The organism is Arthrobacter sp. MYb224 (genome assembly GCF_002975455.1).
Taxonomy (GTDB): Bacteria; Actinomycetota; Actinomycetes; order Actinomycetales; family Micrococcaceae; genus Glutamicibacter.
In genome coordinates, this window is record NZ_PCPU01000004.1 from 236,206 (window position 1) to 256,982 (window position 20,777).

Consider the following 20,777-nt stretch of genomic DNA (forward strand, 5'->3'; position numbering starts at 1 on the left):
GGAGAGAGCTGCTTTTCAGAGCAGCGGATACTCAATTTTCGGGCAGGTATCCATGACAACTTCCAGGCCGGCGTCCTTGGCCCGTTGAGCAGCCGCGTCGTCTCTGACGCCCAATTGCATCCATATGGCCGACGCGCCAACGCTGATCGCCTGGTCGACAACGTCGCCCACCTTGTGCGAGTTCACGAAGCAGTTCACCACATCGATCTTTCCAGGGATATCCGCGAGCTTGGCATAGCCTCGTTCGCCGAGCGCATTTTCTGCGCGCAAGGACACCGGGATGATATCCATGCCCAACTCGTCGCGCAGGTACCGGGCAATCGACGGCGCCACGCGATGCGGGTTAGCGCTCAAACCCACCACCGCCCAGCGTGCCGGAGTCGTCAATAACCGTCTGATGAGCTCGGGATCATTCACCTGGTTTTCGTCCATGCTCGTCACCCTACAGGGTGTGGATCCGAAAAGACCGCCGGTGCACAGCTTGCCCCGGCGGCCTAAACGGTCTGCGTGCTAATGCTGAAGCGCCGCTTCGGTGTTCGTCGCGGAGAACTCTCCGAAGGCGCCACGGTACCGCGCCGCGGGGTGGTTCTCCGGAAGCTTGTCTCCGCGTCCAAAGACCTTCGCACGCAGGCTGCCCGGAGCATATTCGCTCTGCGCCAACCCGCGCCGCCGCAGCTCGGGAAGCAGCCCCTCGATGAAGTTGTCATAGGAGCCAGGCAAAATGTGGTTGATGACATTCAGCCCGTCGATCCCCGCATCCTGCCATTCGAGCAGCTTGTCGGTGATCTGTTCCGGAGTTCCCACGATCTGCTGGGCCTTGGCCCGGTAGTGCGCGAGGTCGCGCAGCGTCGGGTTGCGGCCCGGGGTGGAAGCCAGCGCGGCTTCCAGGACGCCTTGGGCGCCCTCGGTTTTCACCTCGCCCAGCGGGGTGTCCAAATCCAATCCGCCCAAATCCACGCCGATGCCGCCACCGATGTGAGCGATGATCGCGTGCGGATCAAGGTACTGGTCGTATTCGGCTTCCAGCGCTTTGGCCTCCGCCTCGGTGGAGCCGACCACGAAGGAAAGGCCTGCGAAGACCTTCAGATCCTCGCGGCTGCGGCCCGCGGCGTTGAGGTTCTGCGTCAACGCGGCGACCTTCTTGGCCACATACGCCGGGTGCGGCGCGAAGAGGAACGTCGCCTCCGCATGGGTGGCCGCGAATTGGCTTCCGCGAGGAGAGGATCCCGCCTGGAAGAGGAATGGTGTGCGCTGGGCGCTGGGAATCGCCTGATGCGGGCCGTCGATCGAATAGATCTCGCCGCGGTGATTGATCTTGTTAATGCGCGCCGGGTCGGCGTAAATCCCGGATTCCTTGTCGGCCTTCAGCGCATCGTCTTCCCACGAGCCTTCCCAGAGCTTGTAGGCGGCATCGACGTATTCCTCGGCCCACCCATAACGGTCGTCGTGGGCCATGAGGTTCTTCGCGCCGAAATTGCGGTGCGAGTTCTCCAGCACGCTGGTCACGATATTCCATGCCACGCGTCCTTGCGAGAGATGGTCCAGCGTGGAGATCTGTCGTGCGAATTGGAACGGATGGGACTGGACGACCGAACTGGTCATCGCCAGCCCGATCTCCTTGGTGCTGGCGGCCAGCGCCGAAAGCAGCACCAGCGGGTCGTGGCTCGGGATTTGCATTCCCTTGCGTGCCAGGGAGGCCCAACCGCCCTCGTGATCTGCGTACAGTCCGGCCACGTCGGCGAAGAACAGGTTGTCGAATTTCGCATCTTCGAGTTTCTTGGCCAGATCCACCCAGAGCCCCAGCTCATGGAACCGGTCCTGTTGCGCTTCCGGATGACGCCACATTCCGCCGAGGATATGGCTAGAAGTATTCATCAGGAAGGCCGAGAGGATGAAGCGTGGTCGTGTTTCGAAGGTACCCATTTTACTTTGCTCCCTTGGCTTCGCCGATTGAGTTCAGGCCGGTCGGAATCGTGCCATTGATGAAGTAGTCGCCTACCGAGCGGGCCTTGAAGGCCACCGGGTTGTGCGTGGCGACGGTGCGTGCGTTGCGCCAGTAGCGGTCCAGCGACTTGCTGGTGGACACCGCCGAGGCGCCGGTGACGTCGAACAGTTCGCTCGTCGCATCGAGCACCAGCTTGGGCGTGATGACGTGTGCCTGCTGCACCGCGATCTCCGCGCGTAGGAAAGCGGCTTCGTCATCCAGGTTCAGCGCCGGGTCGTGGGCGGCATCCAGTTCGCGGGCCGCGGTGACCACAATAGCTTCCGCGGCGTATACGTTCGCCGCAAGCCGGCCCACCAGTTCCTGAATCTGCGGATCGTTGCGGAACAATTCTCCGGAGCCGGTATTGAAGGTCCGGGTGCGGGTTTCCACGATGCGGGCGGCCTCGTCACGCGCGGCCTTGCCGATGCCGACGAGTACCGCAAGCAGGCAAAGCTGGAAGAACGCGGGCTCCAGCGTGGAGGCGACCTTGCGTTGCAGGATATTTGCCTCTTCAACGGGAACCTCGGTAAAAATACCGGTTCCGGTACCGGTCAGCGGCTGGCCGAAGCCGTCCCAGTCGTCAAGGATCTCCACCCCTTCGCCGTGGCGGTCAACGATTGCGTACTGGCGGCCTTCGACGCCTTCGGTGGAGGCCATCACGACTACCCAATCGGCGAAGATCGAGCCGGTGGTGTAGTACTTTTCGCCGTTGAGCACCCAGCCGACAGCGCCCCGGCTGAGCCGGGTGTTGGTGGTTCCCAGCGCGTTGCCACCACGTTCGGTGGCCGCATTGCCGAAGATCTGGCCGGCGAGCACGCGGGGGAACCAGCGGTCCTGGAATTCTTGGGGCTGCAGCGCGATCGTTTCGACAAAGGAGAAGTGGCTGCGCAGCAGGTGGGCGACGTTCGAATCCGCGGAGGCCAATTCGATCAGCAGCCGGAAAAGATGCTCGTGGCTGACCGGTTCCCCGCCGTGGCTGCGCGGCACACGCAACGTGGTGAAGCCGGCGTCCTTGAGCCATTGCACCTGCTCGAAGGGCAGGATCCGCTGCTGCTCGCGCTGCGTAGCGCCCTCGCCCACGCGGGCGAAGACCGGAGCGAAACGCTCAGCCAGGGCCTGGTAGGTGGCTTCGGGACTCAGGGTTTGGCTGAGGTCAATGCTCATGTGCTTCTCATTCCTTGTCACTGGAAATCTGTCTGGGATGAATCTGCCGCTCAGGCGCTGCGCAGGTGCTCGAATTCGCGCAGCACCGCGCCGGGGTTCGCCGCAAGCAGGGTGCGCGTGTATTCATGGCGGGGGTTGGAGAACACCTGCTCAACGGTTCCGGTTTCCACCAGTTCGCCGCGGCGCATCACGCCCACCCGGTGGCTGATCCGTTCGACCACGTGCAGGTCATGGGAGATGAACAGGTAGGTCAATTGCTGTTCGGTCTGCAGCCGATCGAGCAAGTTGAGGATCTGTTCCTGGGTGAGCACATCGAGCGCGCTCAATGCTTCGTCGAGGACCAGGATCTTCGCGCCGCTGGCCAGGGCGCGGGCGATGGCCACGCGTTGGCGCTGGCCCCCGGAAAGTTCCGGCGAGCGCTTGGCGGCCAGTTCCGGGGCGAGGTTCACCTGCGCCATCAGCTCGTTCGTACGTGCTTCGCGCCAGGCTGAATCGCCAAGCCTGTAGTTGCGCATCGGCTCCTGGATGATCGAACGGACCGTTTGCCGGGGGTCCAGAGCCGAGTCGGGGTTCTGGTAAACCAGCTGCGCCTCGCGCCACAGCGCGTAGCGCTGCTTGCCGCCGATTGAGCTGACGTCCTGGCCGTTCACCTCGACGCTGCCCTGGCTTGCGCCAAGCAGCCCCATGATGATTTTAGCCGTCGTCGACTTTCCCGATCCCGACTCTCCGACCAGCGAGAAGGTCGTGCCGCGAGCCACCTCGAAGCTGACCTGCTGGACCGCCTGATGCGCCTTGGAACCCTGTCCAAACTCCTTGCCGAGGTCCGTCACGCGAATCGCCACGTCGCTGATTTCGGCCGTGTCTCGGCGCTGGTTGGTGGCGTACGCCTGGTCGAGCAGGGCCTTGGTGTAGTCATTGGTGCTGCTGGCAATCAGCTCGCGGACCGAACGGTCTTCGAGAACCTCGCCACCATTCATCACCAGCACCCGGTCGGCGATGTCGGTAGCTACGGCGAGGTCGTGGGTGACGAACAGGACGGTGGTCCCCTTCTGCCGGGCCAGGGACACGAAGACTTCAAGCACCGTGCGCTGCACGGTGACATCCAGTGCGCTGGTTGGCTCGTCGGCGATCAGCAGCTGCGGATTCAGCGCGAAGGCGATGGCGATCAGCACGCGTTGCTTCAGCCCGCCGGATAGCTCGTGCGGGTACTGGCTCAGGCGTTGCTCCGCCCGGTCGATCCCGACGCTGCCGAGCAGTTCGATGGCTTTTTCACGCCACCGGTTCTTGGGCACCGAACGGGTCGGGTGCAGGCGGAACACCTCGATGAGCTGCGAGCCGATGGTCTTCACCGGGTCAAGCGAGGCGCCCGGGTCCTGCGGGACCAGCCCGATACCGGCGCCCCGGATATCGCGCCATTGACGCAAGCTCAGCGCGGTGACTTCGGTGCCGCCAAAGCGGATGCTGCCGGTGGTGCTGGCGTCCTGGGGAAGCAGCCCGATCAGCGCCTTGGTCAGCGTCGATTTCCCCGAACCCGATTCGCCAACGATTGCCACGATCTGCCCGGCCGGGATTTCGAGGTTGATCCCCTGCGCGGCGAGGGTGCCTTGGGCGTACCGCACCGAAAGATCCTCGATGCGCACGACCGGGTTGGTGCCGGTGTTCTTGGTAGTCATAATCTGATCCCTTCACAAATTTGGGTACCCGGTGCCGGTTAGAAGCGGAATGCCTTGTTGATTGCGCGGCCGAGCACGGCGGTGAGCATCACTGCCGCGACGATCACCAGCCCCGGCAGGGTGGTCAGCCACCAGGCGACGGTGAGGTATTGGCGGCCTTCGGAGATCAGCAGCCCCCATTCGGGTGTTGGCGGCGGCGAGCCGAACCCCAGGAAACCAAGCCCGGAGATCGCCAGGATCGCCGCCCCCAGGTCGACCGCCAAGAGGGCGAGCACCGGGCCGATCACATGCGGGATGATATGGCGGCGCAGCACGGTGAGGTAGCCGCCACCGCTCATCAGCGCCGCCTGCACGAAGTCGCGCGAACGTACGCGCAGCACCTCGGTGCGGACAAGCCGTGCGAAGGCCGCGATCGAGGCGATGCCCACGCCGAGCCCCAGCGAGAATGGACCGGGTTCGGTCGCGGTGACCAGGATCAGCGCGATCAGGAAGGCCGGCACCGCCAGCACCACGTCGACGAACCGCATCGCGACCGAGTCGGCGAAACGGCCGGCGGTGGCGGCGAGCAGACCCAGCAGGCTGCCCACCACGCTGCCGATCAGGCAGGCCAGCCCGGCGGTCAGCAGCGTCTGGCTGGTGCCGTGGACCACCCGGGCATAGACGTCGCGCCCCAGGTGGTCGGTTCCGAAGGGATGAGCCAGCGACGGTTCCGCGAGCTTCTGCTGCGGCACCCCGGTGAGCGGGTCCTGTCCGGTGAACAGCCCCGGCAATACCGCCCAGGCGAGCAGGAGCGCCAGCGGGAGGAGCACCCACCAGTTCCGCAACCAGCCAAGCAGCGTGGTTCTGGGCGTGGCGCCATGCTCCGGTTGGAGCGCGCTGCCAGGGGCCAGCTCCACGGCCGGGTTGCCTCGTTCGGTCAAAAGACTCATGATCGGTTCCTTTCCCTAGGCCGCCAGCGCGCGAGGCGAACCGGCGTGGGAGGTGATGATGCGTGGATCAAGCTTCGGGTGGATCAGGTCGACGAGCAGATTTACCGCGGTAAAGGCGGCGGCGGTGAGCAGCACCAGTCCCTGCACCAGCGGGATGTCCTGCACCGTGACCGCCTGCAGTACCAGCTGGCCCAGGCCGGCGCGGGCAAAAACCGTCTCGGTGATGACGGAACCGGCGAGCAGCGTGCCGATGGTGATCCCGGCAATGGATAGCGCCGCCGGTGCGGCGTTTTTCAGCGTGTGCCGGTAGAAGATCCACGCCTCGCTGGCGCCCTTGGCCCGCAAGACGTCGACGAAGGGCTGGGTGTTCACCTCGTGCACGCTCTTGATCAGCACCTGGGTGATGGGTGCGCTGAGGTGGATGGCCAGAACGAGGATCGGCACCGCCAGCGAGAGGAACGAGCCGTCCGGGAACAGCGACATCACCCCGAGCTGCACCGCGAGCACCTGAAGCAGCACCAGTCCGAGCCAGAACACCGGGATGGAAATCATCAGCGGTGGCAGATTCAGCAGGGCGTTGCGGACCCGGGTGCGGCGCGACAGGCTGGCGGCGGCGGTCAGCGCGACCGCCAGCACCAGCGCCAGGGCAAAGGCGCTCCCGGCGAGCACCAGTGTGGAGCCGATGACCTCGCCGATACGGGTGGACACCGCCGAGCCGGAGGACAGGGAATAGCCCAGATCCCCGGTCAGCAGCGCACCGAGCTGGGTGAAGTACTGCACGATCAGCGGCTGGTCATAGCCGTAGTAGGCCTTCATCTGCGCGATCGTTGCCGGATCCGCGGACGAGTCGGCGGAGAGGAAGATCGTGACCGGGTCGTTCGGCAGGGCCTGCACCGCGAGGAAGACCGCGGTGTAGGCCAGCAGGATCACCAGCAGTGCCTGACCGATGCGTTGAGCGATGTATCCACCCATGATGAGTTCCTTTAGCCGTTGCTCTTCCAGGCGCCCTGGAAGATTGGTGCGGTGCCGGAGGTGAAGTCGATGTGCGCGTCCTTGTTGGCGCCGTACACCTGCACTTCGTCCCACAACACGAGGGTCAGTGCCTTGTCCAGTACCAGCGCGCGCTGCTCCTCGCCGATGAGCTTCAGATGCTCTTCTTCGGTGGTCGCCGCCTGCTCGCGGGTGAACAATTCGTTCAGTTCCTTGTCGGCGTTCAGCGTCTGGTTATTTGTCGCCGGCGCGTAGACCGGCCCCAGGCCGCCGTAGGCGAACTGGCGGGTTCCGAAGAATTCGATCTGGTCATCGACCATGGCGTTGGTCAAAAATGAATTGTCCGCAGCACGGTTGACCAGCTGCACTCCGATCTCCCGCCATTGCTGTTCGATCAGCTCGAAGGCTGGCTTGATGACCACGGAGTTATTCGAGCTGGCCACCGTGATTTCAAGCTTCTTGCCGTCCTTCTCACGGATCCCGTCCGCGCCAACGCTCCAGCCGGCTTCTTCAAGCAAGGCCTTGGACTTCTCCGGGTCATAGCCGAGCTCGGCAGACAGGTCCACGAAGCCCGGTGCCTGGTGGTTGAGGATCGAACCTGCGAGCACGTAGCTGTCCGAGAGGACCGTGTCCTTCAGCGCCTGGCGGTCGATTCCCGCCTGCAACGCCTGGCGCACCTTGGTCTCGGCCAGCTTGCCCGAACCGATTCGAATCGCGGCATGGTTGGTCGTCAGGTCCACCCCCTGGGCGGCGAAGATCTGCCCGCCTCCGGCGCTGAGCACCTCTTCGTCAACGGGCTGCAGTCCGCGGACCAAATCGACCTGGCCGGACTGCGCCGCGCCGGCCCGGTGGGCAACTTCTGGCAGGTACTTGACGACCAGCTTTTCGAGGTACGCGTCGCCCTGGTTTGCTGCGGTTTCCGGGGCCCAGGCATAGTCATCGCGGCTGGTGAAGACGACCTCTTCATCTGGCTTTTCGGACTCGAAGACGAACGGTCCGGAACCGACGATCTGCGATATTGCGGTTTGCCCTGCATTGTCCAGTTCCAGGGTGCCCGGGGATACCAGCCCGGCGGTCACCGAGGAGGTGGAGCGCAGGAAATTCGCATCCGGGCGTTTCAAGGTCACCTTGACCTGGTCCTCGCCGACGACCGCGGAGCCCTTGTAGGCTGAAAAGTCGACGTTCGGTTGAATCTGCGCGGATTTCACGCCTAAGCCCAGCGCGTCCAGATTTTCCTTGACCGCTTCGGCATCCAGGGCCGTGCCGTCCGAGAAGGTGGCGCCATCACGAATGGTGAAGGTGAATTCGGTCTGTGCCTCATTGGCGGTGAACTCGGAGGCGATCCAGCCTACGAGCTTGCCGGACTCGGTATCAAAATAGGTCAACCGGTCCAGCACCGAGTTCAGCACATTCGCCTTCTCGTAGAAGCGAGCGGCCTGGGTCTGCCAGTTGTTGATCGGGGTTACCTCGGCAAAGGTGAAGGTTCCGCCCGCTACCGGCGTGCCTGCTTCCGCGGAAGCTGCCGGCTCGGAGCTCCCCCCGGTGGATGCGCTGTTGCCGCCGCAGGCGGTCAGCGAAAGACCTAGAACTGCGAGTAGTGCCGCGGCCTTCAGGCTCAGTGGTGTGTTGCGCATTTTCTGGTGTTCCTCTCGGTAAGTTCCCGAGGATTACGCCGAAATCCCGATCCTGCCGCGGTATTGCGGGGCGGGAAGAAGGCAGACTTCTCCCCTGTGCGGACCGTTGCGAAATCTAGCAATCTCCATCGGTCCTGGCCTTAGCACCGCTCCCTGCCGGGATGGTTGCTGCAACGTCAACGAGCCAGGTCTCTCGGTCGCTCTGGATGGTTATCATTCGGTGTCTTTGCCGAACAATTTAAGTCTGCGCGCGCAGGTGCGGTGTGACCAACCATGACGTTATATGCGCGTCACGAAGTCATCCCAATACACACTTTGGGACTAATACAAGCCCTGAAGCCGGTCACTAATCGTCATAAGTCAGTTCGTGACGCTGCTGAAAAGATTTCCTTGACAGCAGTATCCCCGGCCCCGCGTGATCAAGGGTGGATTTGCTCGCTCGCCAACGAAACATTCGGGATAAAAGCGAACGGCCAGCCCGAACCTCTCTGGTTCAGGCTGGCCGTTCGCATAGTTCCAGTGAGCGGCCCTACTCGGCGGATACCGGAGTCAGCACTCCTTGGACCAACGGATCCTCGGTGTTCTTCAGGTATTCCTGCAGTCTTGGATCGGAGAACACCTCGATTAGCTTGGCTGCATCGGCAGTTTTGGAGAACTCGGTGCCGAAGATCAGCTTGGAGGCGAAGGTTCTAGGCGGTTCCGGGAACAGGATTCCCTTGTCGCGGCCGACCTTTCCGGCATCGAACTGCGACACGTATCCGATGGCTGCATCCACATCGTCTAGCATGCGCGGCATGGCGAGGAGGTCTGCTTCCTTCAGCTCGAAGCCGCGCGGGTTGTCAACCACGTCGGCCATCTTCGCGGTACGCGGTTCGATGTCGGGGTTCAGGCCGAGCAGTCCCTCGCGCTCCAGGAGCCAAAGCGCTTGCCCCTGGTTGGCGACGTCGTTAGGCAGGAGCAGCGTCGACCCCTCGGGGAGAACCTCGACCGATTCGTAGCGGGTGGAATACAGACCGAAGCCCCATTGGTACAGTTCAACGGTTGGCGTCAATTCCACGCCGGCGGCTTCTGCCGATTGCCGCATGTACCACTCATGTTCAAAGATGGTCGCGTCGAACTGCCCTTCGGCCACGGCGCGGTTCGCCTGGATTGGATCCTGAAGCCCAATGGGTTCTATCTCGATTCCATAATCCGGCGCGATGGTCTCGGCCACGAATTTCAGGATCTTCTCTTCCCCGGCCATTGCCGGTTCAAAATGGACCTTGAAATTCGTTTTGCCGGGCTCGGTGGACGCGAGCGCTGGAGCGGACTTTTGCTGAACCAGCAACGCGCCAAGGACGAGCGCCACAATGGTCGCGCATGCCGCGATGGTCCAAGGCAGTTTCGCGGTGTTTTTACGCAGAGTGAAGCCATGGTCATGGCCTTTGGGTGAAGTCGTCATGTTCTTCTCGTTTGTTCTAGGGCGCTTAGGGGCGGGCCAGCGCGCGGGCGATGCGATCGCCGAGGAATTGGACTGCTTGCACGGTCAGAATGAGCGCAAGGATCGTGGCAAGCATGACATTCATGTCGAACCGCTGATAGCCGTAGGTGACCGCCAGATAGCCGATGCCGCCGGCCCCGATGGTTCCCGCGATGGCCGAATACTCGACCATCGAGATGGTGTTCAGCGTGACGGCGGAGGCCAGGGCGGGCAGCGCCTCACGGATCTGGGTTGCCCCGATGATTTGCAGCGGCGATCCACCGGTCACCAGCCCGACGGCCAGGTTCTCCTTAGGCAGATCATTGAGCGCGTTCTGCACGAGCCGCGCGAAGAAGGGAATGCCCGCAATGGTCATCGGCACCACTGCTGCCCAAATGCCGATGGTGGTTCCGGTCACCCATTTGGTGAATGGAATAATCGCCGCCATCAAGACCAGGAACGGCAATGAGCGTCCCATGTTGACGAACCAGCTCAGTGCCGCATGGCTCTTGTCGTGCGGAAAGAGACCCTGCCGGTCGGTGTTGAACAGCGCCAAACCCATGATGCCGCCAAAAATGATCACCAAGACCATCACGATGCCGACCATTGCCCAGGTCTGTCCATAGGCAGGAAGCATCAGGGCGGGCAGTTCGTTCCATGGGGTGTCGGTACCGACCGCTGCGCTTTCGGTTGGGATTCTCATACCGCCACCTCGATGCGTTCCGCGCGGTCGGCCACACTCGCGAGGAGCTGCTGGGATCGTGGCGTGGCGCGCAATCCCCATCCAGCCAAGACGGCAATAGCTCGTTCTGCGGCAATGCCCGCGAGACCGATTTCAACGCGGCCCAGCGTTCCCTCGTGGTGTGCTTCCACGGAGCCACCGAGCAGCGCGACCCGCGCGCCATGTTCGGTTCCCAGCCGGGATATCCAGGCTGGGTCCACATTTGCCGCCTGGTAGGCCACGGTCAGCGTGAAGTCGTAGCCGGCGGGCACCAGATCGGGGCGCAATGGCAGAAGCTTTGAACCGGTCACCGATCCCGGATCCGCTACCAGGCCTCGAAGTTCGCCGTACTCGGCGATTCGACCGCCATCGAGTTGCGCGACGCGGTCGGCGATATGGCGCACCACATCCATCTCGTGGGTGATCAAGATAATCGCCAAGCCCAAGTCGGTGCGCAGGGAATCAAGCAGTTCCAGCACCTGCGTGGTGGATTCCGGGTCGAGCCCCGAGGTTGCTTCATCGGAGAGCAGCAGACGCGGACGCAGCGCCAGCGCTCGGGCAATGCCCACGCGTTGGCGTTGGCCACCGGAAAGTTCTCCGGGGTACGAATTTGCCCAATCCGCCAGACCTACGCGATTCAGGAGTTCAGCGACCCGGTTTTCCATCTCGTGGTGGACTACTCCCAGGTTTCGCAGCGGCAACGCAACGTTTTCGGCTACCGTCATGCGGCGCAAAAGGGCCGAGTTCTGGAAGATCGTGCCGATGGCACGACGTTCGGCGCATAGTTCTTTGCCAGAGAGCACCGACAAGTCCTTGCCTTCTACCAGGATCTGACCGCTGCTGGGCTTTTCCAACAGCGAGATGCAATGGGACAAGGTGGACTTCCCGGCGCCTGAGGGCCCAACCACCGCGGTGATTGTCCCCGATTGAACGTCCAGGTCGATCCCCTTGAGGACCTCCACACGGCCCTGGGCCGTTTCGTAGTGCTTATGCAGCTGGCGAATCTCAATCATGTGATCGTCCAGATAACGTCGTTTGCATTTGTTCTCCTTGGTGCTGGCACCGCGCAGAGTCTCAAACAGCGACGATCCACGGATTCAGGATGCCGCTGGCTTTCGCCAGGCTCTGAATCTCGGGAACAAAGCCGGTGTTTCAGACTGCTCCATCGGTCCTGGCTGTAGCACCGGCCCCGTGAGGGTGGTTGCTGCGACGTCGTTGAGCCAGGTCTCTCGGTCGCTCTGGATGGTTACCATTCGATAGGTGAATCGAACAGTTTCAGTCTGTGCCCGTGCCCGCTTCGTGAACAACCATGACGTTATATACGCGTCATGAAGTCGACCTCGGTGCGCAGATCGGCGGAAAACCGGCCATAAATGCGCGACTCACCCGTCATATGTCGCCACGTGACGACGCTGAATTCGCATCTTGACTCAGGAGAACTCGGCGGGTGCGAGGACGCCCCTGGGCCTGAACGCAAAGCAAGCTTCCAGAACCGAAAGGTGGAGATGAATTAGGTGCCTGGAAGCTAGCTGCGCGGCCAGACCACTTCGAAGCGTTCGCACACGATCCGCTCACCGGGCACGCCGGTCATTGCCGGTTCCCACTGCTTGGCGAAATCTGCCTGCTGCGTCCGTTTCCAGAACTTTTCGTGTTCCCGGCGCCAGCTGGCCAGACTACGGTCATCCTCGCCCTCGGCAAAGGCAAAATCTGCATCCACCTGGTCGAATGATTTCAGCGTCACCTCGCTGGTACGCAGGATAATTTTCGGTGTCCCGGAGCCGTCGCAGGCGATCCAGTGCGAACCGACCCGCGGAAGCGGTTCGTTCTCGGCAAGGTACTCGTTTTCAAGGCTTGAGGTGGCACGTTTCTGCCCGTGGGTTACCTGATGCAGCAGTGCCTCGGCGAGCTCAGCGCTGTCTCCGAAGTATTCCACCACGTAGTCGCCCGGATCGGTGGCACAGCTGTTTCGGTAGTCAGCCCACATTTGCGCGGCGGCGGCGAGATCTACCGGGGGCAGCTCGGAGGTAGGTTCATTGCTCATTCTCCTAGCCTAAACGCAGTCCGGCCACCGAAGCTGCTGTATTCGGTGGCCGGATCGCTGGCTGCCGCGGTGGCGGCATGCCCTCCGAAGCCCTTGAGGCGACGGCGGTGAATCCGACGCTAGTGAAGTCTTCACCTGAGCGTAATGAGCGACAAGCATGCGCGGTGACGCGTGTCACAGCCTAAGTCTCAGGTGCTTCTCCCGTAAATTGGCGCTTGCTTCATCCCCACCTTTTCAGGAGATCAAAGTATGTCACGAGCAAGTACGAGAGCTATCGCCAGCGCCGCGGCACTGGCGCTGGGACTGGGAACTTTCACCGCCCTTCCGGCCAGCGCCGATCCCAGGGCGACCGACAAAACGCCTACGGCCAAAGGCAGCGGCGGCGCAGTCTCCTCCGTAGACCCGGAAGCGACCGCCGCCGGAATCGAGATCCTGCGCAAAGGCGGCAACGCGGTTGATGCGGCGGTCGCAACGGCGGCCGCGCTGGGCGTGACCGAGCCTTATAGCGCGGGCATCGGCGGCGGCGGCTACTTCATGTACTACGACGCGAAAACCGGAAAAATCAGCACCATCGACGGCCGGGAGACCGCACCGGCAGCAATGCCCCAAGATGCCTTCATCGATCCGGAAACCGGCGAGCCCTACAACTTCACTCCCGAACTGGTGACCAGCGGCGTGGCGGTCGGCGTGCCCGGCACCCTGGCCACCTGGCAGCGCGCGCTGGACAATTGGGGTTCCCAAAGCCTGAAGAAAGTTCTGCACCCAGCCACCCAGGTAGCTTCACGCGGCTTCGTTGTCGATGAAACATTCCGCGAACAGACCCTGGATAACAAGGAACGCTTCGCGACCTTCGGCTCCACCAGCGAGCTATTCCTGCCCGATGGCGATGCGCCGCACGTTGGCAGCATCTTCAAGAACCCGGATCTTGCCCAGACCTACCGGTTGCTGGCGAAGCAGGGCCCCTCGGCGTTCTACCAGGGCGAAATGGCCGAAGAAATATCCCAGACGGTGCAGGCTCCGCCCACGTCCGCGGACACCGAACTCCCGGTTCCGGCTGGCTATGTGAGCACCGCCGATCTCGCGGACTACGAGGTCGTGGAGCAGCAGCCAACCCAGGTCAGCTACCGCGGCCTCGATGTTTACGGCATGGCTCCATCCTCCAGCGGAGGAACCACCATCGGTGAATCGCTGAATGTTCTCGGCGAGTTCGACCTCGCCGGCATGGAGCGGCCCACCGCGCTTCATCACTACTTCGAGGCGACAGCCCTGGCCTACGCCGACCGTGGCAAATTTGTCGGCGACCCGGCCTTTGTGGATGTTCCCACCGATACGCTGACCGACAAGCTCTTCGGCGTCGACCGGGCGTGCGCGGTAAACCCCGAACAGGCCGCGGAGAAGCCGGTGGCGCCGGGCGACATCGAGGACTATGACGCAGTGTGCCCGGCGGCAACCAGCGAGCCGGTGGTTGAGCAGGATACCGAGAACATCTCCACCACCCACCTGTCGGTGGTGGACCGCTGGGGCAACGTCGTCTCCTACACCCTGACCATCGAGCAGACCGGCGGCTCGGGCATCGTGGTGCCCGAGCGCGGCTTCCTGCTGAACAACGAGCTGACCGATTTCTCCACGGTGTACGATCCCGCCGACCCGAACCGGATCGAGCCGGGCAAGCGTCCGCGCTCCTCGATGGCGCCCACGATCGTGCTGCGCGATGGCGAACCGATGCTCGCCATCGGCTCCCCCGGCGGCTCCACCATCATCACCACGGTGCTGCAGACCCTGGTGAACCGCATTGACCTGGGCATGGATCTGAGCGAAGCCATCGCGGCCCCGCGCGCCTCGCAGCGCAATACCGCGGCGGTGACGGCGGAGCCCGAATTCATCGAGGCCTATGGGCCGGCGCTTGAGGCTTTCGGGCACAAGCTCACCGCCGCCGGTGATTCCTTCACCCCGCAGGCTGAGATCGGTGCGGTTGAGGCGGTGGAAATCGCCGCAGACGGGACCTTGATCGCGGCGGCTGAACCAAACCGCCGCGGAGGCGGTTCGGCCATGGTGGTGAACCCGGCCAAATAGCCGTTAAAGCCAGCGAGTCCCCGCGGAATTCAACATTTCGCGGGGACTCGCTGGCTTTGCTAGCGCTTGATCTTCAAGGATTTAGGCCTTGGTGGCCAATCGGTTGGAGATCTTGTACTGGGCCGCGCGGTGGGTGTCCTTCACGCGGTCGCCGGCGCCGAACAACTTGTGGCGCAGCGAGCCCTCGGTGTATTCGGTCTTGTAGACCCCGCGTGCCTGAAGCTCGGGAACCACGTACTCGACGACGTCCTCGAAGGTACCTGGAGTGACAGCATAGGCGAGGTTGAAGCCATCCACGTCGGTGTAGTCCACCCAGTCGATGAGCTTCTCGGCGACCTCGGCACCCGAACCGACGGAGACCGGACCGAATCCGCCCACGCCGATCCATTCGGCCAGCTGCCGGATGGTCCATGGCTTTCCGGTATCACCGCTGGCCTTCTTGAAGGTTTCCACCGAGGACTGGATGGCGTTGGACTTCACGTCGTCGCCAATCACGTCATCTGGTCCGTAAGCGGACATGTCGATGCCGGTCCAACCCGAAAGCAATGCCAGCGCGCCGTCGATATCCACGTAGGAGCTGTAGTCCTCGAACTTTGCCTGGGCAAGTTCCGAAGTTTCGGCGGTGATGATGGTCTGCATGGCGAAGATCTTGATGTCGTGGCGGCCACGGCCTGCGGCCTCGGCAGCGTCGCGGATCTTGGCGACCGCTTCTTTGAGCAGGTCACGGGTAGGGCAATTCACGAAGATCGCTTCGGCGTTCGACGCGGCGAATTCGGTGCCGCGCTTGGACGCGCCGGCCTGGTAAATCACCGGGGTACGCTGGGTGGAAGGCTCGGTAATCGCGATGCCTGGAACCTTGAAGTACTTGCCCTCGTGATTGATCGGGTGCACTTTGGAATGGTCGGTGTAGACGCCGGATTCCTTGTTGTTCTGCACCGCGTCCTCTTCCCACGAACCTTCGAGCAGCTTGTAGACCACTTCGAGGTACTCATCGGCGTGGTTGTAGCGCTCGTCGTGCTCCATCTGGTCTTCCTGGCCCATATTTCGGGCCGCCGACGGCAGGTAGCCGGTGACCACATTCCAGCCGACACGGCCATTGGTCAGGTGGTCCAGGGTGGCCAGGCGGCGCGCGAAGGCATAAGGGTGCTCATAGGCGGTGCCGGCGGTGACGCCGAAGCCGAGGTTCTCGGTGACCGCGGCCATCGCGGAGACGAGCATCATCGGGTCATTAACCGGCGCCTGGGCTCCGCTGCGCAGCGGAGTCTCGTTGGTGCCCTTGTAGACGTCGTAGGTGCCCAGCACGTCGGCGAGGAACAGCCCGTCGAATTTGCCCTTTTCCAGCACCTTGGCCAGGTGGGTCCAGTAGCCCAGGGTGTTGTAGGTCGACGCCTTGTCATCCGGGTGGCGCCAGAGGCCCGGCGACTGGTGCACCACGCAGTTCATATCGAAGGCGTTAAAAAGGATTTCGCGCTTGTTCTCGCTCATTGGTGTGCCCCTATCCATAGAAGAAAAATCTTGTAAGTCTAAAAATCTGTGTTCGAGGAGTGTTGCCTAGCTGCCGGCGAACCGGTTTGCTCCGGTTACCGTGCCGGTGACGGACAGCCGTTGGGGCTGCACGCCGTTGATCTCGTAGTCCCCCACGATGCGCGCCTTGTAGATCGCCGGATTGTGCGTCGCGATGGTTCGGGCGTTGCGCCAGTGGCGGTCCATATTGCAGCTATTGCGAGTGGAAGATGCACCCAGCGCGTCGAAGAGCTTGCTGGTCGCTCCGATGACCAGCGGCTGCACGATCGTCTGAGCACGGTTTGCCGCCAGTTCGCACACGGCAAAGCGCTCCTCGGCGTTCAGGTTCGCGTCGGCCATGGCCGCTTCGACCTCCAGCACCGCGCCCATGACCACGGACTCCGCGGCGAAGATTTCGGCGGAAACCTCCCCGACGAGCTGCAAGACCTGCGGTTCGCGGTGCACCGGAACTCCGGTGCCGGTGCTGAAACTGCGGGTACGCGCCTGCACGGAGGAGCGCAGGTCGTTCAGTGCCGCCCGTCCGATTCCGGCCTGTACCGCCATGAGCACGAGTTGGAAGATCGCGGCTTCCGGATCCGTGGGATCCTCCGGCATGAAGGTGTCCACCGGAACTTCGTGGAATTCGGTGCTGCCGGTACCGGTGAGCTGTTGGCCGAAACCATCCCAGTCATCGAGGATTTTCACGCCGCTGTGCTGGGTGGAAACTACCGCGATCTGGCGCCCTGGGAGTTGCGGGTGCGCCACCGCTACGGTGGTCCAGTCGGCGAAGATGGTGCCGGTGCAATAGAACTTCCGCCCATTGACCAGCCAGCGCGACCCCTCCTCGGTGACCTTGGTGTTGAGCAACCCGAGGGCGTTGCCGCCTTCCTCGGTGTAGGCGTTGCCCACGATCTGCCCGGAGCTGATTCGGGCAACCCATTTGCTACGGAGCTGCGCATCTTCCAGCCGCACCGCATTTTCCACGAAGGCAATATGCGCGCGCCATAGCTGAGCCACATGCGAGTCGGCCTCGGCTAATTCGATGAGCAACCGGAAGACATCGCTCAAGCGCGCCCCATGGCCGCCGTCGGCAACCGGCAGGCGCAGCGCACCGAAGCGCTCACGGTTCAGCAAGCCAACCTGTTCGAAAGGCAGGATCCGCTGCCGGTCGCGTTCCCTTGCACCGGCGGCGATCTGTGCGAACACCGGACGGAAAATGCCGGCAAGCCGTTCATACTGCTCGTCAGCGCCGGGGCCCGGGGTGATTTTCAGCAGCTGCCGGGTAGGAAGTTCCTGTGGAAGGTCGTCAAGCTCCACCGCGCTACCCGCAATAGACGGGTCGCTGAGCGCATTAAAGTCGCCAGCGGGATCGCCAAATGACATCGAAAGTCCTCAATTCTTTCCATCGGTCCTGGCTGTAGCACCGTCCCGCGCCAATATTTAGGTGGGTGGTTGCTGCGACGTCGACGAGCCAGATCTCTCGGTCGCTCTGGATGGTTCGTAATCATTTGTAGCCTGAGGTCTACTTCGTCCTCAACCCGGTTAGTCACATTTCGTCGTGCACGGATGGAGATTGAAATGCATCAAGGACAGCACTTGCCTAACGCGGCCGAACACAACGCCTAGCGTTTAGCGATTTTTCGGCCAAATGCGCGATCAGTGAAATAAAAATCGAAACATCACGATGATGTGACGCATCTATCGAATATTTATCATGTTACGAAAGATTTGCATTGAAATCGTTCGAAGGCCTGTAATAGTCGTGTAACCATCCCGAGCGGCTAAGAGATCTGGCTCTGTGACGCCGCAGCAACCACCACACACGGTTAATAAACCAAACGGTGTCCGGTGCTACCGCCAGGAACGATGGAGATGAAAATGACTACAGCCTTTGCCTTGCCCGAGACCGTCCAAAGCGCAACGGCGCTCGACGTGGAGTTCCTCGAGCTATCGCGTACTTTCACCGCCAAGAAGGAAAGCAACACGGTGCTTCGCGACGTGAATCTGCGCCTCGGAGCGGGCCAGATTGTTGCAATTCTCGGCGCAAGCGGTTGCGGCAAATCCACTCTCTTGCGGGCGGCCTCCGGCCTGGACCGCCCCTCCACCGGGTCGGTGGTCATCGGAAGCCGCGCCGTGACGGGGATAGATGAGCGGTGCGCCGTTGCATTCCAGGAACCACGGCTATTGCCTTGGCGCTCGGTCCGAGACAACGTGTCCATCGGCCTTGCGCCGGGAACCGACAAGCAATCCGGGCGCCAGCTGATCGCCGAGCTGCTGGAGCTGACCGGCTTGAGCCACGCAGCAGATCTGCGCCCACGTGAAATTTCCGGGGGCATGGCTCAGCGGGTTTCGCTTGCTCGCGCGTTGGCCCGGCGCCCGGGCGTCCTGCTTCTCGACGAACCCTTTGGTGCGCTCGATGCGCTGACCCGAATGAAAATGCAGGATCTGCTGCTGGCCATCCATAAGTCTTTCCCGACTACCGTGCTGCTGGTGACCCACGACGTCGATGAGGCGCTGACTCTCGCCGACCGCATCGTCGTGCTGGGCCGACCCGAGGGCCAGGCCTCGGCGACCGTGATCGAGGATCGAGTCCTGTCCGCGGCGCACCCGCGCAGCCATACGAGCAGCGAATTCGTCGCCCACCGCACAGCGCTGCTGAGCCTGCTCGGCGTTGATCCGACGAACCACTAGCACTTTCTACCGCACTCATTTGGTCCCGCGGGCCTTCCATTCGCACAAATCAAGGATTTTCCATGCTCTCGAATCGTTTTTCCCGTCGCGCCGCACTATCCGTAGCAACGCTTGGCATTTCGGCCCTGGTGCTGACCGGATGCGCGGGCGAGAACGCCGCAGCCGACGGCCAGACGCTGTCCATCGACTTCGCCACCTACAATCCGCTGAGCCTGGTCCTGAAAGAAAAGGGGTGGCTGGACGCCGCCGCTAAGGAACAAGGGGTCAGCGTCGAATGGATCCAGTCGGCCGGCTCGAACAAGGCCAACGAGGCGCTGCGCGCCGATGCCGTGGATGTGGGATCCACCGCCGGTTCGGCAGCACTGCTGGCCCGCTCCAACGGCTCACCTATCAAGACCATCTCGCTGTATTCGCAGCCCGAATGGTCCGCCCTAGTGGTGAACGAGGACTCGGATATCAAGTCGGTCAAGGACCTTGAGGGCAAACAGGTCGCGGCCACCAAGGGCACCGACCCCTACTTCTTCTTGCTGCAATCCTTGGCCGAAGCCGGTCTGAGCGATTCGGACATCACCTTGCAGAACGTGCAGCACGCCGATGGGCGCACCGCGCTGGTCAACGGTTCGGTCGATGCCTGGAGCGGCCTGGATCCGATCATGGCCGATGCCGAACAGGACGGCGCGAAGCTGCTCTACCGTAACTTGGACTTCAACACCTATGGCGCGTTGAATGCCCGCGAAGATTTCATCGAGGAGAGCCCCGAACTCGCCCAGCTGGTGGTGGACTCCTACGAGAAGGCTCGCGGATGGGCCGCCGCCAATCCTGGTGAAACGGCGAGCATTCTGGCCGAGGTTGCAGGTCTGGAGGCCCCGGTCGCCACCCAGGTGATCGAGGAACGCTCGAACCTCGACGTGGACACCGTGCCGGGTGAGGATTTCATTTCGGTGCTGCGCAATATCGGACCTACCTTCGTGGCCAACAAGGACGTCTCCACCCAGGACGCAGTCGATCAAGCGCTGGAATCCCTGGTGGATGAGCAGTTCGCTGCCCAGGCCGACGCGACGAAGATCGCCGGGGAATAAGCAACATGTCTTCAGCGAACCAAACCCAGCAAGCCAGCACGCCGGTGCAGGCACGCGAAAGCCTTGGCGCCAGGCTTCTGAAGCTACCGCACTGGCTGCTCGCGCTGATCCTGCCGCTCATCGTCTTGCTCACCTGGCAGGTGGTGACGACCACCGGCATCGTCGCGCCGTGGTCCTTGCCGACTCCGGCGGCCGTGGTGGCCGCGGCCGGCGAACTGCTCGAAGGCGGCGAGCTGGGCAAACATGTGGGCATTTCGACCCAGCGTGTACTGCTCGGATTCTTCTTCGGCTCGCTGCTCGGCCTGCTGTTCGGCGCGCTGGTCGGACTGTCCCGGCTCGCCGACGCACTGCTCGGCCTGAGCATCGGGGCGCTGCGCGCCGTGCCTTCGCTGGCCTGGGTTCCGCTGCTCATCCTGTGGATGAAGATGGGCGAGGACTCCAAGGTCACGCTGGTCATCATCGGCGCATTCTTCCCGGTGTTCACCACCGTTGCCTTGGCCCTGCGCCACGTGGACCGCCAGCTCATCGAAGCCGCGCGCGCGTTCGGACTGAACGGCCTGAAGCTGCTGCGCACCGTGCAGCTTCCCGCGGTGGTTCCCTCGGTCTTCTCCGGGCTTCGCCTCGCCTTGGCCCAGGCCTGGCTGTTCCTGGTCGCCGCCGAACTGCTCGGCGCCTCCATGGGGCTGGGCTATCTGCTCACCGACTCGCAGAACAACGGTCGCATCGACCGGTTGATCCTGACAATTATCCTGCTCGCCGTCTTCGGAAAGATCACCGATGCCCTGCTCTCGGTAGCAGAACGCTGGGCGATCAACCGCTGGACCTAAGCCAACAAC

Annotated in this window: 17 protein-coding genes and 4 riboswitches; of the genes, 4 read left to right on the plus strand and 13 right to left on the minus strand. The window is 62.7% G+C overall.

All coding sequences use genetic code 11. The features are described 5' to 3' along the window. Positions 1-15: 15 nt before the first annotated feature. From CQ017_RS09630 to CQ017_RS09680, 11 genes are all read right to left on the minus strand, one after another. Positions 16-432 (minus strand): CoA-binding protein, encoded by a 417-nt coding sequence (locus tag CQ017_RS09630; protein WP_105553525.1) that lies wholly within the window; start codon positions 430-432, stop codon positions 16-18. 78 nt (positions 433-510) lie between these two features. Beyond that, complete coding sequence (locus CQ017_RS09635; RefSeq protein WP_105553526.1) at positions 511-1,923, minus strand: NtaA/DmoA family FMN-dependent monooxygenase; 1,413 nt, start codon at positions 1,921-1,923, stop codon at positions 511-513. A 1-nt stretch (position 1,924) separates the two neighbouring features. Then, positions 1,925-3,148, minus strand: a complete 1,224-nt coding sequence (locus tag CQ017_RS09640) for an acyl-CoA dehydrogenase family protein (protein ID WP_105553527.1) — start codon at positions 3,146-3,148, stop codon at positions 1,925-1,927. Between the two features lie 50 nt (positions 3,149-3,198). Beyond that, positions 3,199-4,821 (minus strand): ABC transporter ATP-binding protein, encoded by a 1,623-nt coding sequence (locus CQ017_RS09645; protein WP_105553528.1) that lies wholly within the window; start codon positions 4,819-4,821, stop codon positions 3,199-3,201. 38 nt (positions 4,822-4,859) lie between these two features. Beyond that, the gene (locus CQ017_RS09650) at positions 4,860-5,750 is read right to left on the minus strand and encodes an ABC transporter permease (protein WP_105553529.1); all 891 of its coding nucleotides are present in this window, start codon (positions 5,748-5,750) and stop codon (positions 4,860-4,862) included. Positions 5,751-5,765: 15 nt separating this feature from the next. Then, positions 5,766-6,722, minus strand: coding sequence for an ABC transporter permease (locus tag CQ017_RS09655; RefSeq protein WP_105553530.1), 957 nt, complete (start codon positions 6,720-6,722; stop codon positions 5,766-5,768). 11 nt (positions 6,723-6,733) lie between these two features. Further along, positions 6,734-8,374 carry an ABC transporter substrate-binding protein gene (locus tag CQ017_RS09660; protein ID WP_105553531.1) on the minus strand — a complete coding sequence of 547 codons (1,641 nt, stop codon included), beginning with the start codon at positions 8,372-8,374 and terminating at the stop codon, positions 6,734-6,736. Positions 8,375-8,496: 122 nt separating this feature from the next. Then, a riboswitch (SAM riboswitch) is annotated at positions 8,497-8,587 on the minus strand. Between the two features lie 316 nt (positions 8,588-8,903). Next, positions 8,904-9,815, minus strand: a complete 912-nt coding sequence (locus CQ017_RS09665) for a MetQ/NlpA family ABC transporter substrate-binding protein (protein ID WP_096285684.1) — start codon at positions 9,813-9,815, stop codon at positions 8,904-8,906. A 25-nt stretch (positions 9,816-9,840) separates the two neighbouring features. After that, positions 9,841-10,536 (minus strand): methionine ABC transporter permease, encoded by a 696-nt coding sequence (locus CQ017_RS09670; protein WP_096285686.1) that lies wholly within the window; start codon positions 10,534-10,536, stop codon positions 9,841-9,843. Beyond that, a complete protein-coding gene (locus CQ017_RS09675; protein ID WP_096285688.1) occupies positions 10,533-11,567 on the minus strand; it encodes a methionine ABC transporter ATP-binding protein in 1,035 nt (344 codons plus the stop codon). Before CQ017_RS09675 ends, CQ017_RS09670 begins: the two co-directional genes overlap by 4 nt. Before the next feature lie 146 nt (positions 11,568-11,713). Next, positions 11,714-11,803: riboswitch (SAM riboswitch) on the minus strand. A gap of 276 nt (positions 11,804-12,079) precedes the next feature. Further along, a complete protein-coding gene (locus tag CQ017_RS09680; protein WP_096285690.1) occupies positions 12,080-12,595 on the minus strand; it encodes an ASCH domain-containing protein in 516 nt (171 codons plus the stop codon). 249 nt (positions 12,596-12,844) lie between these two features. Here CQ017_RS09680 and ggt point away from each other — a divergent pair, with 249 nt between their 5' ends. Next, a complete protein-coding gene (ggt, locus tag CQ017_RS09685) occupies positions 12,845-14,668 on the plus strand; it encodes a gamma-glutamyltransferase (protein WP_105553532.1) in 1,824 nt (607 codons plus the stop codon). An 81-nt stretch (positions 14,669-14,749) separates the two neighbouring features. Here the strand turns inward: ggt and CQ017_RS09690 are convergent, their stop codons facing one another. Together CQ017_RS09690 and CQ017_RS09695 are read right to left on the minus strand one after the other, a co-directional pair. Then, positions 14,750-16,153, minus strand: a complete 1,404-nt coding sequence (locus tag CQ017_RS09690; protein ID WP_105553533.1) for an LLM class flavin-dependent oxidoreductase — start codon at positions 16,151-16,153, stop codon at positions 14,750-14,752. Between the two features lie 66 nt (positions 16,154-16,219). Further along, positions 16,220-17,554 (minus strand): acyl-CoA dehydrogenase, encoded by a 1,335-nt coding sequence (locus CQ017_RS09695; RefSeq protein ID WP_105553534.1) that lies wholly within the window; start codon positions 17,552-17,554, stop codon positions 16,220-16,222. A gap of 16 nt (positions 17,555-17,570) precedes the next feature. Further along, positions 17,571-17,671: riboswitch (SAM riboswitch) on the minus strand. A gap of 265 nt (positions 17,672-17,936) precedes the next feature. Further along, positions 17,937-18,044, plus strand: a riboswitch (SAM riboswitch). 5 nt (positions 18,045-18,049) lie between these two features. Here CQ017_RS09695 and CQ017_RS09700 point away from each other — a divergent pair. The 3 genes from CQ017_RS09700 to CQ017_RS09710 all read left to right on the plus strand — a co-directional run bounded on the left by CQ017_RS09700 (position 18,050) and on the right by CQ017_RS09710 (position 20,768). Then, a complete protein-coding gene (locus CQ017_RS09700) occupies positions 18,050-18,862 on the plus strand; it encodes an ABC transporter ATP-binding protein (protein WP_105553676.1) in 813 nt (270 codons plus the stop codon). Between the two features lie 62 nt (positions 18,863-18,924). Beyond that, positions 18,925-19,941: an aliphatic sulfonate ABC transporter substrate-binding protein gene (locus CQ017_RS09705; protein ID WP_096285699.1), complete on the plus strand. Its 1,017-nt coding sequence runs from the start codon at positions 18,925-18,927 to the stop codon at positions 19,939-19,941. Between the two features lie 5 nt (positions 19,942-19,946). Beyond that, on the plus strand, positions 19,947-20,768 hold the full coding sequence (locus CQ017_RS09710) for an ABC transporter permease (RefSeq protein WP_096285701.1): 822 nt from the start codon (positions 19,947-19,949) through the stop codon (positions 20,766-20,768). The last annotated feature ends 9 nt before the right edge of the window (positions 20,769-20,777 follow it).